This is a genomic window from Serratia sp. L9 (assembly GCF_050632285.1).
In the GTDB taxonomy this organism is placed as follows: domain Bacteria; phylum Pseudomonadota; class Gammaproteobacteria; order Enterobacterales; family Enterobacteriaceae; genus Chania.
Map to the genome: position 1 here is coordinate 198,975 of NZ_CP192591.1, position 13,764 is coordinate 212,738.

Annotated in this window: 8 protein-coding genes and 1 pseudogene; 5 read left to right on the forward strand and 4 right to left on the reverse strand. The window is 52.2% G+C overall.

The window, feature by feature from the left end:
* Nucleotides 1–171: 171 nt before the first annotated feature.
* Nucleotides 172–1,977, reverse strand: coding sequence for an AMP-dependent synthetase/ligase (locus ACQ86O_RS00875; RefSeq protein ID WP_431223765.1), 1,806 nt, complete (start codon nt 1,975–1,977; stop codon nt 172–174).
* 455 nt (nt 1,978–2,432) lie between these two features.
* Nucleotides 2,433–3,380 carry a transcriptional regulator LeuO gene (gene leuO / locus ACQ86O_RS00880; protein ID WP_431223766.1) on the reverse strand — a complete coding sequence of 316 codons (948 nt, stop codon included), beginning with the start codon at nt 3,378–3,380 and terminating at the stop codon, nt 2,433–2,435.
* A gap of 918 nt (nt 3,381–4,298) precedes the next feature.
* Here leuO and leuA point away from each other — a divergent pair.
* The 4 genes and pseudogenes from leuA (at nt 4,299) to leuD (ending at nt 8,984) form a co-directional block, all read left to right on the forward strand.
* Entirely contained in the window at nt 4,299–5,873 is a 1,575-nt protein-coding gene (gene leuA, locus ACQ86O_RS00885) for a 2-isopropylmalate synthase (RefSeq protein ID WP_431223767.1), read from the forward strand.
* A gap of 2 nt (nt 5,874–5,875) precedes the next feature.
* Complete coding sequence (gene leuB / locus ACQ86O_RS00890; protein ID WP_431223768.1) at nt 5,876–6,967, forward strand: 3-isopropylmalate dehydrogenase; 1,092 nt, start codon at nt 5,876–5,878, stop codon at nt 6,965–6,967.
* A 3-nt stretch (nt 6,968–6,970) separates the two neighbouring features.
* Entirely contained in the window at nt 6,971–8,371 is a 1,401-nt protein-coding gene (leuC, locus tag ACQ86O_RS00895; protein ID WP_431223769.1) for a 3-isopropylmalate dehydratase large subunit, read from the forward strand.
* An 11-nt stretch (nt 8,372–8,382) separates the two neighbouring features.
* Nucleotides 8,383–8,984, forward strand: a pseudogene (gene leuD / locus ACQ86O_RS00900) (3-isopropylmalate dehydratase small subunit).
* Between the two features lie 62 nt (nt 8,985–9,046).
* On the opposite strand, the gene ACQ86O_RS00905 reads toward leuD, so the two are convergent.
* A complete protein-coding gene (locus ACQ86O_RS00905; RefSeq protein WP_431223770.1) occupies nt 9,047–10,519 on the reverse strand; it encodes a DASS family sodium-coupled anion symporter in 1,473 nt (490 codons plus the stop codon).
* 143 nt (nt 10,520–10,662) lie between these two features.
* Nucleotides 10,663–11,850 (reverse strand): MFS transporter, encoded by a 1,188-nt coding sequence (locus tag ACQ86O_RS00910; protein ID WP_431223771.1) that lies wholly within the window; start codon nt 11,848–11,850, stop codon nt 10,663–10,665.
* 209 nt (nt 11,851–12,059) lie between these two features.
* Here ACQ86O_RS00910 and sgrR point away from each other — a divergent pair, with 209 nt between their 5' ends.
* Nucleotides 12,060–13,721 carry an HTH-type transcriptional regulator SgrR gene (gene sgrR, locus ACQ86O_RS00915; RefSeq protein ID WP_431223772.1) on the forward strand — a complete coding sequence of 554 codons (1,662 nt, stop codon included), beginning with the start codon at nt 12,060–12,062 and terminating at the stop codon, nt 13,719–13,721.
* Nucleotides 13,722–13,764 lie beyond the last annotated feature (43 nt).

The window sequence follows — 13,764 nt, forward strand, 5'->3', positions numbered from 1 at the left end:
GCTTATTGAGTACAGGGTTATCGTCATCGGGCTAAAGATTCGATGTATACAAAAACAATGCACTAGCTAACAGTAGATCCAGCTAGGCATTGTTTTGGGGGATGAGATAATTACAGAACTATATCAGGCAATCAGGTTGGCGGTTATTTCGCCGTTACGGCGCCAATACCCTCACTTTTCCTGATACATCGACTCTATCTCATTTTGGTAACGCTGCAGGATCACCTTACGACGTAGTTTCAGTGTTGGGGTCAGTTCCCCAAGCTCCATGGAAAATGCCGCTGGCAGTAGCGTAAACTTTTTCACCTGTTCAAACAGCGCCAACTCCTTTTGCATCTCCCGCAAACGGCTTTCGAACATTTCAATAATATGGCTGTTGCGCAGCAGCTCCAAGCGATCCTGGTACTTTAGGTTGATCGATTTAGCGTACTCTTCCAGCGATTCAAAGCTTGGCACGATCAACGCTGAAACAAACTTGCGCGCATCGGCAATGATCGCCACTTGCTCAATAAAGCGATCCTGCGCCAGCGTGCCCTCCAGCATTTGCGGCGCTATATATTTGCCGCCTGATGTTTTCATCAGATCCTTCAACCGTTCGGTAATAAACAGGTTGCCGCCTTCATCGATATTGCCTGCGTCCCCGGTCTTCAGCCAGCCGTCGGCAGTAAAGGTATTCTCCGTTTCCAGCGGTTTGTTGAAGTAGCCACGCATCACGATTGGCCCACGAACCTGGATCTCGCTCTCATCACCGATCCGCACCTCAACCCCAGGCAACGGTTTGCCAATCGAGCCAAAGCGGAAGTTATTCTCTTCCCAGCAGGAAACCGTGGCACAAGTTTCCGTCATGCCGTAACCATATTTGATGTTAACGCCCATCGCCTGGAAGAACAGAATGACATTGTCATCCAGCTTGGCACCGGCTGCAGGCAGGAAACGTACCCTGCCACCGAGGATCCCCCGCAGTTTGCTTAACACCAGCTTATCGGCCCAGCGATGAGAAAGATCGAACAGTTTACCCAGGGGTTTGCCCGCTCGTTCCTGCAGGAATTTACGCTCGCCGCAGACAATGGCCCAATGGAACAGAACACGGCGGTGCCACGGGGCACGTGCAACTTTTTCATGTACCGCGCTGAAGATTTTTTCGTAGAAGCGCGGAACGGCGCACATCAGGGTTGGTCTGACATCCGCCATCGCTTCACGCACCCAATCGGTATTGGGCAGATAAACATTCTGCGCACCGGAATGCATGATAAAGAAACTCCAGGCACGCTCAAAAACATGCGACAGCGGCAAGAAACTGAGGGAAACGTCATCCTCCGTTACCGTCAGACGGTCATCATGCAACTGCAACTGAGCCCCCATATTGCGATAATCCAGCATCACGCCTTTAGGCTCACCGGTGGTACCGGAGGTGTAGATAAGCGTGAACAGATCCTGCAAATCGCACTCGGCGATCCTTTGCAGGCGCTCGGCATCAAAGTGCTCGACGTCGGCATTGAGCTCAACATCGCTCAGGTATTGAGCTATCTCACAACCACGCAGATCTGCCGTGGCATCAAAGACAATAATGTGACTGAGCTGTGGGCAAACGCCACGCAACGCAATCGCCGCGTCCAGTTGCTCTTGTTCACCGACAAACAGAATGCGGATATCTGCATCATTAATGATATAGGCTGCCTGAGCAGGCGTGTTGGTGGCATACAGCGGCACACTGACCGCACGTAGCTGTAGAATAGCCAGATCGGCTAACGACCAGGCCATACTGTTATTGGCAAAAATCGCGATGCGCTCTTGCACCTCAACCCCTAGCCCCAACAAGGCGTTGGCTATATGAGTCGTGCGCGTTCCAACCTGTGACCAATTCAACTTCGTCTCGCCTTGCGCCGACCATTGGCGGAAGGCCGTACGTTCGGCACGGTAAGAAATCTGATGTTGTATGCGTTGGACCAGATGATAGTGCGAAAAATTATTGCTCATAGCGCTCTAAGCCCGAAATTAATCAAACAGTTAACTGAGTTTGGAACCTTAGCTCCTGCATCTCAGCTTACACGTGTTTACTTTTTCCGCGCAGTCTACCTACTCTCTTGCAGTCAGAAAAGGGATTTCAGCGTAGAAGTGTGAGCTAAAACTCAGGATATTTTCACTTCTCCCATTATCTTGGACAAAGAGAGAATCAAAAGGTTTTCTATGGGCAAAAAGGAGAAGGGTAAATGTTCTGGTGTGAAGACAGTCTAAAACACTGCTTTCAACCTGAGAGAGCAGAATATAATTTCAGCGAATAAAACCAATTAACTATTCGACTAAAAAATTAATTTCTCCTAACCAATATACAGATTATTCTTAGTTTTGGTTGGGCATTTTCTTTCTATTCAAACTACCTCCGACTATTAACCCGACGCACTCGCAAGCGCGTTGGGTTAATAAATCGCTAATTAACGCAATAATTCGGATTGGCTAAGTACAGATTTCATCCACTGATGGCCCTTATCCCGTTCAGCTGACTCATGCCAGGAAAGATAACAGGTAGCGCTTCTCTTCTCCCACGGCAAAGAGATTAATTTTAACTGCAGCGATTCTGCATGCCGCTGAGCAAACCATCGTGGGGTGATTGCCACCATTTCGGTCATTGAAACTATATTCAGTACGCTGAAAAGATCGGTGCATTGCTGCGTGATACATCTCTGTGAAGCTTCTTCGAGATAGTAAGGCTTACTGAAGGAGCAGAAACTCTCCAGTGAAATGACCGCATGCTGCTCAGCCAGCATTGATTGCTGCGTCATATGGACTGCCAAGCGCGGGTGTGACTGGGCGGCAACCAGGGTTAATTCATCGTCAAATAAGGCAATGTTTTGGAATTCAGGATGTTCGAAGCGAGTATAACCAATCACGAATTCGGTTTCCTGATAACGCAATTGATGTTCGATGTTATTGCTCAGATATGACTTTGCCTGCAGCCGAACACGGGGTGCCATGCTCTTGACGTTATTGATTATTTTTGCAGTTAGACGAATATCCAACGGGCTACAGATGGAAAGCACAAAGACGCGCTCACTACTCAATGCATCAAATCCTGCGCCGGGCAGCTCATTTTGAACCAACTGCAACGCCTGACGTACCGGGCCAAAAAGTTGGCGTGCACGCATTGTGGGTTGGATACCACGGCCAAAACGTACGAACAGCTCATCGTTGAACATAATCTTCAAACGTGCCACGGCGTTGCTTACCGCCGGTTGCGACATTCCCAACGAATTTGCTGCACGGGTAATATTTTGCATCTGCATAACCGCATCAAAAACAGTAAGTAAATTAAGATCTACACTACGCAAATGAATATCGCTGCTTTCTTTTTCTAAGACAGTTCCTGAATTATATTCGGACATATCTAACTCCACTAAGTCCCATGTAGATAATTCCGACAGCGCGCAGGGGAATAGCATGCATAAGTCACATTACGTTATTCCCACACTGTGAAATTAGTTATCTCTATTGGCTATCTGCTTCAGATAACAATCGAGAATCATCCTATAAAAATATGATACGAAGGTGCATATTGAGGCATCGTTTGTGGGTGTGTAACCCTTGACACATCAGCTCAAAACACGCTGATGGTTTACAAACAAATTGGCAGGTAAAGCACCTAAATGCACGAGAACCTTATTGGCACTCATCAACACCTTGGATCAGACCATAAAACTCGATGAGGGACAATCATGCACAACCAAAATAGCTACCTTTAATGCTACTTAATTGATGCTAACCGGTTAGTTTTTCGATATAAATACAAATTATAAATGATAAATCAACAAAAAATTCACCAAGTGAATACAAAAATCGAGAAGCGCTGTGCATCAGCCTGTGTCTCCTCACTTTATTACTTGCAGGAATTTTAACTGAGCGCTATTCAGAATCAACGTAGCCGCACAATATTCATACTGAATATGCTAAAAGTATCGCAAAACCAATCTTTTTTTACTCTGGCTAACGAAGCTTTTACCGAAGTTATGCCTGTTACTGTCCGGCTTTCCTCCACGTCGCAATCAATACCCCCGTTTTCAATCAGGTGTTGACACAGAGCAGGCAATAAAGTATCAAATTAGGCAACGAAACATTTTTGAGAAGCTGACTGCTATGATCCATACTCACCGTCTACTAAGCCTACTACTAATCGCATCTTCTTTGCGCGGTTTGCTGGTGGACGGAGTTCAAAGCTGATTCAGCCCATCACCTAAAAAACCCGCGCTAGTGCGCGGGTTTTTTTACCCGCTTAGCGTGAAACAAACACGATAAGGAACAACCGGATGAGCCAACAAGTCATTATTTTCGATACCACATTGCGTGATGGTGAGCAGGCATTACAGGCCAGCCTGAGTGTTAAAGAGAAGATTCAAATCGCCATGGCACTGGAAAGAATGGGTGTCGATGTAATGGAGGTCGGCTTCCCGGTTTCCTCTCCAGGTGATTTTGAGTCAGTACAGACCATTGCTCGTCAGATCAAAAACAGCCGCGTTTGTGGTCTGGCACGCTGTGTAGACAACGACATTGACGTGGCTGCCGAAGCATTACGTGTTGCCGAAGCTTTCCGTATCCACGTATTCCTGGCTACCTCTACCCTGCATATCGAATCAAAATTAAAACGCTCTTTCGACGAAGTACTGGAAATGGCAGTACGTTCCGTAAAACGCGCGCGTAACTATACCGATGACGTTGAATTCTCTTGTGAAGACGCCGGGCGTACTCCGATTGACAACCTGTGCCGCGTAGTAGAAGCCGCCATCAATGCCGGTGCCACCACCATCAACATTCCTGATACGGTCGGCTACACCACGCCAAATCAGTTCGGCGGTATCATCACCACATTGTATGACCGCGTACCTAATATCGATAAAGCCATCATTTCAGTGCACTGCCACGATGATTTGGGTATGGCAGTAGGTAACTCCATCGCCGCCGTGCAGGCGGGTGCCCGTCAAGTTGAAGGTACATTGAACGGGATTGGTGAGCGCGCCGGTAACACTTCTCTGGAAGAAGTGATCATGGCGATCAAAGTACGTCAGGATTTTATGAACGTGCACACCAATATCAACCATCAGGAAATCTTCCGCACCAGCCAGTTGGTCAGCCAACTGTGCAACATGCCCATCCCGGCCAACAAGGCCATCGTGGGTTCCAATGCTTTCGCCCACTCCTCCGGTATTCACCAGGACGGCGTACTGAAGAACCGCGAAAACTACGAAATCATGTCGCCGCAGACCATCGGTCTGAAAGACGTGCAGTTGAACCTGACTTCACGTTCAGGCCGCGCAGCAGTAAAACACCGCATGGAAGAGATGGGTTACAAGGAGCAGGATTACAACCTGGATATTCTGTACGCCGCATTCCTGAAACTGGCCGACAAGAAAGGCCAGGTGTTTGACTACGATCTGGAAGCCTTGGCCTTCATCAACAAACAGCAGGAAGAACCAGAGCATTTCAGCCTGGATTACTTCAGCGTGCAGTCTGGCAGCAGCATCATGGCGACCGCCTCAGTCAAACTGATTTGTGGCGAAGAAGAGAAAGCGGAAGCCGCGACCGGTAACGGCCCGGTAGACGCTGTTTATCAGGCTATCAACCGCATCACCGAATACCCGATCGAGTTGGTGAAATACCAACTGACGGCTAAAGGCCAGGGCCGCGATGCGCTGGGCCAGGTGGATATCGTGGTCTCTTATAATGGCCGCCGCTTCCATGGCGTAGGCTTGGCAACCGACATCGTGGAATCCTCTGCCAAGGCAATGGTCCACGTACTGAATAACATTTGGCGCTCTCAGCAGGTAGAAAAAGAAAAACAGCGTCTGCAGCAAACTAAACATCAAAATAATCAGGAAACGGTGTGAACATGACTAAGACTTACCATATTGCCGTCTTGCCCGGAGACGGAATCGGCCCAGAAGTAATGGCTCAGGCGCACAAAGTGCTGGATGCCGTGCGCCAGCGCTTTGGGATCCGCATCACCCAGGCCGAATATGACGTCGGTGGCATTGCCATCGATCGCCATGGCACTCCACTGCCCGCCGCCACCGTTACCGGTTGTGAGCAGGCCGATGCCATCCTGTTCGGTTCTGTGGGTGGCCCTAAATGGGAACACCTGCCACCGGCAGAGCAGCCAGAGCGCGGCGCACTGTTGCCGTTGCGTAAGCACTTCAAGTTGTTCAGCAACTTGCGCCCTGCCCGTCTGTATCAGGGGCTGGAGGATTTCTGCCCGCTGCGCGCCGATATCGCTGCCAGAGGCTTCGATATTCTGTGCGTGCGCGAGTTGACCGGCGGGATTTATTTCGGCCAGCCAAAAGGCCGTGAAGGCCAGGGGATGCATGAGCGAGCTTTCGACACCGAGGTGTATCACCGCTTTGAGATCGAACGCATTGCCCGCATCGCTTTCGAGTCTGCCCGCAAACGCCGCAACAAAGTCACCTCAATTGATAAATCCAACGTTCTGCAAAGCTCGATCCTGTGGCGCGAAGTGGTCAGCCAGGTAGCGAAGGATTATCCGGATGTGTCGTTGTCACACATGTATATCGACAACGCCACTATGCAGTTAATCAAGGATCCTTCCCAGTTCGACGTGCTGCTGTGCTCCAACCTGTTTGGCGATATTTTGTCTGACGAATGCGCCATGATCACCGGTTCGATGGGCATGCTGCCTTCCGCCAGCTTGAACGAACAAGGCTTTGGTCTGTACGAACCCGCTGGTGGGTCTGCGCCGGATATCGCAGGTAAAGACATTGCCAACCCGATTGCACAGATCTTGTCTGCCGCTCTGCTGCTTCGTTACAGCCTGGGGGCTGATGAAGCCGCTGAAGCGATTGAACGCGCCATCAATCAGGCGCTGGAACAGGGTTACCGCACTGCCGATCTGGCCGGTACAGGCAAAGCCATCGGCACAAATGAAATGGGCGACATTATTGCCCGCTTTGTGGCTCAAGGGGCATAAATCATGGCCAAGACTTTATATCAGAAATTATACGATGCCCACGTGGTGCATGAAGCACCCAACGAGACACCGCTGCTGTACATTGATCGACATCTGGTGCACGAAGTGACCTCTCCGCAGGCTTTCGATGGCCTGCGTGCCATGGGCCGGAAAGTGCGCCAGCCGGGCAAAACTTTTGCCACCATGGATCATAACGTCTCAACCCAGACCAAAGACATCAATGCCAGCGGTGAAATGGCACGCATCCAGATGCAGGAGCTGATCAAGAACTGCGCGGAATTTGGTGTCTCGCTGTATGACCTGAACCACCCTTTCCAGGGCATTGTGCACGTTATCGGCCCTGAGCAAGGCATGACACTGCCGGGGATGACCATTGTCTGCGGCGACTCCCATACCGCCACACACGGAGCTTTCGGCTCGTTAGCCTTCGGCATCGGCACTTCCGAAGTTGAGCATGTACTGGCAACCCAAACCCTGAAACAGGGCCGTGCCAAGACAATGAAGATTGAAGTGACCGGCGATGCCGCTGAAGGCATCACGGCCAAAGACATCGTGTTGGCCGTGATCGGCAAAACCGGTAGCGCTGGCGGGACTGGCCACGTCGTTGAGTTCTGCGGTAAGGCTATCGAAGCGTTGAGCATGGAAGGCCGCATGACGCTGTGTAATATGGCGATTGAAATGGGTGCCAAAGCGGGCCTGGTCGCGCCTGATGACACGACATTCAATTACCTGAAAGGCCGCCAGTTTGCCCCGACCGGAGAAAACTGGGAGCAAGGTGTGGCCTACTGGCGCACACTGAAATCCGATGACGATGCCAAGTTTGACACCATTGTCACCTTGCGTGCCGAAGATATCGCGCCGCAGGTGACCTGGGGCACCAATCCCGGCCAGGTTATCGCCGTCAACCAGGCTATCCCGGCACCTGACTCCTTCAGCGATCCGGTTGAACGAGCCTCTGCCGAGAAAGCGCTGGCTTATATGGATCTGAAACCGGGCGTGAAGTTGACAGAAGTGCCAATCGATAAAGTATTTATCGGCTCATGCACCAACTCACGTATTGAAGACCTGCGTGCTGCGGCAGCCATTGCCAAAGGCCGGAAAGTGGCAGCAGGCGTTCAGGCGATCGTGGTACCCGGCTCAGGCCCGGTGAAAGCTCAGGCCGAAGAAGAAGGCCTGGATAAGATCTTTATTGAAGCCGGTTTTGAATGGCGTCTGCCGGGTTGCTCAATGTGCCTGGCAATGAACAATGATCGCCTGAACCCAGGCGAGCGCTGCGCGTCTACCAGCAACCGTAACTTTGAAGGGCGCCAGGGCCGCGGTGGGCGTACCCATCTGCTCAGCCCGGCGATGGCCGCTGCTGCTGCCGTTACCGGCCATTTTGCCGATATCCGTGAATTGCACTAAGGAGCATCACCGTGGCTAAATTTACTCAACATACCGGCTTAGTGGTGCCTCTGGACGCGGCCAACGTCGATACCGATGCCATTATCCCGAAACAGTTTCTGCAGAAAGTGACCCGTACCGGTTTTGGCCAGCACCTGTTTAACGACTGGCGCTTCCTGGACGATGCAGGCCAACAGCCAAACCCTGAGTTTGTGCTTAACTTTCCCCGTTACAAAGGGGCAAGCATCCTGTTGGCCCGTGAAAACTTCGGCTGCGGCTCATCCCGTGAGCACGCCCCTTGGGCGCTGACCGATTACGGCTTCAAAGTGGTGATTGCGCCAAGTTTCGCAGATATCTTCTACGGTAACTCGTTCAACAACCAGCTGTTACCCGTCACTCTGAGCGAGCAGGATGTCGATACGCTGTTCAAACTGGTGGCAGAGAACGAAGGCACAGAGTTTGTCGTCGATCTGGAAAACCAGACGGTGAATGCCGGGGGAAAAGCTACCCGTTTGAGATTGACAGCTTCCGCCGCCATTGCCTGATTAACGGTTTGGACAGCATTGGCTTGACGTTGCAACACGAAGCGGATATCTCCCGCTACGAAGCGCAACAACCTGCATTTCTGAACTGAGTCTCAGTGACTTCACCCGCCGCCCGGCGGGTGAGTCCCCTAAGCTTGAAAAACACCAGGCATTACCAGTAGCCCAACCACTTCCACCACAAGCCCCCGATCAGTGCCCAGATGAGCAAGTTGACCACGCTCATCACAAAACCGGTTTTCCACCATTCGCCCAACGTGGCGTAACCTGATCCGAAGATAATCGGCGCGGTGCCGGTACCGTAATGGGTTAATGACATCATCAGCGAAGACGAGAAGGCCAGGATCAGGCCAAGCAAAGCTGGCGGTGCGCCAAGGGCGATACCTGCGGCAAAGAAGGCAGCAAACATCGCGGTGACGTGTGCAGTGGTACTGGCAAAGAAGTAATGCGAATACAGGTAGACCAGAGTTAACAGCACGGTTCCCCCGACCCAACTCATCCCCATCTGATCGATACCCGCCCCCACCGTTTGGGAAAGCCAGCCAATCAGGCCAAGTTTACCGAGGTAGGTCGCCATCATCACCAGAGCGGCGAACCAGACTACAGTGTCCCAGGCGCCTTTATGTTTGAGAATATCTTCCCAACTCAGCACACCGGTTGCCAACAGAATGGCCAAACCGATCACTGCAGCGGTGGTTGGATTCACCGCCAACGCCGGGCCAAAGATCATCGCCGGAACCCCTGCCCATAACACCAGCAACAGGGCAAAGACGCCCAGCGTGATTTTCTCGGGTAAGGTTATTTTGCCAAGCTCCTGCAGTTTACCCTGGGCAAAAAGCGGCGCATCTGGAGTGCTTTTAATTTCTGGTGGATACAGCAGGTACACCACCAGCGGCATCACGATCAGTGAACAGATAGCCGGAACCAGCGCCGCCACCGCCCACATTGACCAGGTAAGCTCGAACTCGGAACCGGCCCCCTTGGCGATAAGATTAACAATCAGCGGGTTAGGCGCAGTTGCCGTGATAAACATGGCCGAGGTGATCGGGTTGATGTTGTAGTTCACCAGCGAGAGATAGCGGCCAATCTTGCCGGAGGTATTCAGTTCGGGCTTGGAGCCAAAACTGTCGGCGATCGATCGCATGATGGGGTGGATAATCCCGCCGCCACGGGCAGTGTTGCTCGGCGTAACCGGCGCCAGCACGGTTTCCGCCATGGTTAGCGCATAAGCGATCCCCAGCGTTTTTTTACCAAACAGCGAAATAAAGTAATAACCAATGCGCGATCCCAACCCGGTTTTATTCAGGCTGAGGGAGATCATGATCGAGAAACCGATCAACCAGATAAGCTGGTTGGAAAAACCACTCAGCGCATCATCCAACGCCGCACCGGGTTTACCAGGGTTGGTCACCCCGGTCAGCGCCACCAGAGCAATAGCGATGATTGACACGGCGCCAATCGGCATCGCCTTACCGATAATGGCAATGATGGTGCCGATAAACAGCGCCAGCAAATGCCAGGCATTCGGAGCAACGCCTTCGGGAACAGGGATCACAAACCAGATAAGCAGAGCGACAATAACAGCAAAAAGGGAAGGAACAGGCTTGAGCGGCGTTAGTTTATCCATAACATACCCACTTAAAAAACGGGATCGGCATCTCAGCAAACAAGATGGTTAAGGGCATGAAGGCCACGCCCTGAGTCCATTCATATTAGATAATAGGCAACGATACTCTCAATGACACACGTCAATTAACATTGTGTTACACATCACACTTCCCGCACTCGGGCACTCATCCACAGCGCCAGCAACGCAAGAAGAGTGATCAACCAATACACCGCGTAGTGGCCAAAATTTTCAACCAGCACCCCCTGCAGTACACCTGCCAGGATCACTCCGGTGGAAATACTATTGGTAAACATCGTCGTTGCAGCACCCGGCCGCCCAGGCATCAGGTCCTGGAAATAAAGCATGCCAATCCCGGCAATAATGCCGATAAAGATAGCGTTGAACAGTTGCAGAACCATCAGGGCAAGCTTGAATTTGAACAATACCAATCCGGCATAAAAAAGCACCCCGGCAGCGACGGCAAACAGCATCATATTACGCTTACCAAAACGTTTGACGTAATAACCTGCCAACAGCATTGCCGGGATTTCCAACCCGGCGGCAGTGCCCATCAACAGGCCAGCCAGCCGTTCCGGCAACCCCAGATCAGCGGTGATATACAACGGCATATCGATGATATACATGGTGTTGCAGGTCCACATCAGCATTGAGGCCAGAAACAGCAGGCGCACATCCGGATCGCGCCAGGCGCTAATCGGCGCAATCGGCGGAGCATCCACGCTGATCTCAATCTGAGCTCGCGGCACCGAAGGCAAGATCAGCCATACCAGCAGCACGCTGATGCCAAAAATGGCCGCCGCAATCATAAACATCACTGTAAAACCGTAGTTCAATGCCAGCATGAACGACAACGGCGGGCCGATCACCCAGGCCAGCGAAAGCTGAGCACGCATCACCGAGCTGAACATCACCACTTCACGCGCCGAACTGTCGGCATACTCCCGCGCCAGAGCAAAAATCTGCGGCATGGCGGTATTGGCAATCGCCGCCAGCAGCACCCCGGCGGTGATTAACGTCAGATAGTCACGGTTGAAGGCGAACAGCAGGCTGTTGCCCACGGCCATCATGCAACACAGTAAGATCAGCCTGCGCCGATCGCCACGGGTATCAGAACGCTTGGCCAACAGAAAGCTGACGATAATCCCGGCGATGGCATTGACGGTATAAAACATGCCGACCCACAGAGGGCGAACTTTTACCTCGGTGGTCAGAAAGAGGCTCAGCGTAGGGGCCTGCAATGCCCCGGCAATGCCGGTGAGGAAAGCAATGATCAGGAAAGCGGCAAAAACGGGGTTAAAACGGCGTGGCAACCAGCGGGTGACATTCATACCTGCGTCCCTGACCAGAAACAAAGAAGGCTATGCTACAGAAGGAAAATCTTGGATGAAAGCAGTGGCAGCAGATAAAAATGCCAGTGAGTTGCCCCACTGGCTGGTGAAAAGCACCATTACTCAGAAACACTTTCTATCTAGTGAAATTATCGGCGTAATATAGGGAAAGATAAATTGACGACTTGATGCCGGAGAGTTCCTCTTTTATGTCTACCTCGCGCTTGCAACAACAGTTCATCCGCCTATGGCAACGCTGCCATGGGCAGCCCACTGAAACCACCCTGCAAGAGCTGGCAGAAGTGCTCAGTTGTTCCCGCCGCCATGTCCGCTCACTGCTGGGCGCCATGCAGCATGAAGGCTGGCTGACCTGGCAGGCCGAGTCCGGGCGCGGTAAACGTTCACAGCTAACCTTCCACTACACGGGCCTGGCTTTGCAGCAGCAGCGGGCCGAAGAGTTGCTGGAACAGGATCGTATCGACCAACTGGTGCAACTGGTGGGTGATAAGAATGTGGTACGCCAGATGTTGCTATCCCAGTTGGGGCGCAGCTTCCGTCAAGGGAAACATATCCTGCGCGTGCTCTACTATCGCCAACTTTACAACCTGCTGCCCGGTTCGGCGCTACGCCGTTCAGAAACCCATCTGGCTCGGCAGATATTCAATGGGCTGACCCGAATAAATGAGGAAAACGGGGAACTAGAATCCGATCTGTCACACCATTGGCAAAGGATGACGTCTCTCCACTGGCGTTTTTATCTGCGCCCCGCCATTCATTTTCATCATGGGCGCGAGCTGGAAATGGCGGATGTGATTGATTCGCTCAACCGTCTGATCCCACAACCCCTGTTTTCACATATTGAACAGGTCATTTCACCCACGCCCTATGTCATTGACGTACATCTGCACACACCGGACTATTGGCTACCCTGGCTGCTGGGCAGCGTGCACGCCATGATCCTGCCGCGCGAGTGGCAAAGCCTGCCGGATTTTGCCCGCCATCCGGTCGGTACCGGCCCCTATCGCGTCATACACAATCATCAAAGCCAGATGAAAATCCACGCCTTTGACGACTATTTTGGCTATCGCGCGCTGATCGATGAGGTCAATATCTGGGTATTGCCGGAAGTGACCGAAGAGCTGGTGCACTCGGGGGTCCAGTTACAGGGGGATGATACCGGCAAAAATGAGCTGGAAAGTCGCCTGGAAGAAGGCTGTTATTTTCTGCTGTTTGACCAGCGTTCACCGCTGGCGGTCGATCCCGCGATCCGCAGTTGGCTGTGCGAGCTCATCAACCCAATTGCCCTGCTAAACCAGGCCGGGCCGCTTTATCAACGTTATTGGGCGCCGGCCTACGGCATTCTGCCGCGCTGGTTACATAACCGTGCGCTAGGGCACCTGCCCAAGCCTGCGGGCCTGACCGAATTGACGTTGACCTTCTACAGCGAACACTCCGAATTCCACGCGATCCAGCAAGCCATCGGTTCACTGTTGGCCGAACACGGCATCAAACTCAATGTGCAAACCATCAACTACGATGCCTGGCATAAAGGTGAGGCGCAAAGCGATCTGTGGCTGGGCAGCGCCAACTTCACATTGCCGCTGGAGTTTTCCCTGTTTGCCACGCTGTATGAACTGCCGTTGATCCAACACTGTCTGAGTGAGGATATCGCGCAGGATGCCGCATTGTGGCGCGATAACCGCCTGCCGATGGCGGAGTTCTGCCAGCGCCTGGTCAGCCGCCATCAGTTGCATCCGTTATTCCATCACTGGCTGCAACTGCATGGGCAACGCAGTATGCGCGGGGTACGCATGAACACCCTCGGCTGGTTTGACTTTAAATCTGCCTGGTTTGCACCGCCGGAAGCATAATCGCCTTTCACCAGCGCAAATTAGTCTTTACAATAACGCCGTC

Excerpts from the sequence above, each read along its gene's own strand:
- ACQ86O_RS00875 (WP_431223765.1), bottom strand. The coding sequence starts at position 1,977 with ATGAGCAATAATTTTTCGCACTATCATCTGGTCCAACGCATACAACAT.
- leuO (WP_431223766.1), bottom strand. The coding sequence starts at position 3,380 with ATGTCCGAATATAATTCAGGAACTGTCTTAGAAAAAGAAAGCAGCGAT.
- leuA (WP_431223767.1), top strand. The coding sequence starts at position 4,299 with ATGAGCCAACAAGTCATTATTTTCGATACCACATTGCGTGATGGTGAG.
- leuB (WP_431223768.1), top strand. The coding sequence starts at position 5,876 with ATGACTAAGACTTACCATATTGCCGTCTTGCCCGGAGACGGAATCGGC.
- leuC (WP_431223769.1), top strand. The coding sequence starts at position 6,971 with ATGGCCAAGACTTTATATCAGAAATTATACGATGCCCACGTGGTGCAT.
- ACQ86O_RS00905 (WP_431223770.1), bottom strand. The coding sequence starts at position 10,519 with ATGGATAAACTAACGCCGCTCAAGCCTGTTCCTTCCCTTTTTGCTGTT.
- ACQ86O_RS00910 (WP_431223771.1), bottom strand. The coding sequence starts at position 11,850 with ATGAATGTCACCCGCTGGTTGCCACGCCGTTTTAACCCCGTTTTTGCC.
- sgrR (WP_431223772.1), top strand. The coding sequence starts at position 12,060 with ATGTCTACCTCGCGCTTGCAACAACAGTTCATCCGCCTATGGCAACGC.